This is a genomic window from Sphingobium sp. SG1, assembly GCF_057063145.1.
Genome location: NZ_JBVVOJ010000068.1, coordinates 1 through 649, shown reverse-complemented (window position 1 = coordinate 649; position 649 = coordinate 1). Strand labels below are relative to the sequence as shown.

The window sequence follows — 649 nt, the reverse complement described above, 5'->3', positions numbered from 1 at the left end:
GCACTCCTATATGCCGCTGCTGCCGTCGTCCTCATCAGGCGCATCGCTCGTTACGCATGAGATTCAAGACAGGCTCTCAGAATTACGCGGAAACTCCTGCGTAACTTGGGGCGCGGTCTACGACCGCTCGGGATCGGTCTTCACCCCTCCCCCTCCCCTCGACGGTGACGGGACGGTTCGGCCAGGGTGTGCGGCCCTGGCCGATCGCGGTGGGGAGACACGACCACCGCTTTCCCTTATTTAGCAAAGTGCGTCAGGAGCGCGTCTCGGGAAATAAGTCCACAACGTGAGAAATCGTCCCTGCGAGACTTTCGGCACCACCTTTCACTATCGCCGCGATTCCGGGATTGGTCGGGATCAGTGATGCGTTCGATAGCAGCCCAGGCATACATTCATCCATCGCAATACGAGCCAGCCCGATTTTCGCACGATGTTCGAAATCCAAATCTTGAAGCGTATCCGCAAGCGGACTGGCAACATGCCAAAGGCTGTGCGCTACGATTGCAAGATTATGAATTTCGTCCGGATTTGCGTTTGTGATATCTGTAAGACCTGTCGCAACTGATCGAACAGCTAGGTTTCGTGGACAAAGGTTGACAGCAGGATCGGGCGTTGATTCAAGGCTGCCTTTTGGAGGTGGCGTTGGGCG

The 649-nt window shown here is 56.2% G+C and carries 1 protein-coding gene; it reads right to left on the bottom strand.

Features of this window, described 5'->3' with window-relative positions:
• Window positions 1-253: 253 nt before the first annotated feature.
• Window positions 254-649, bottom strand: a 396-nt coding sequence (locus AC0KVN_RS27590; RefSeq protein ID WP_483656829.1) for a hypothetical protein, incomplete at its 5' end; no start/stop codon positions are given.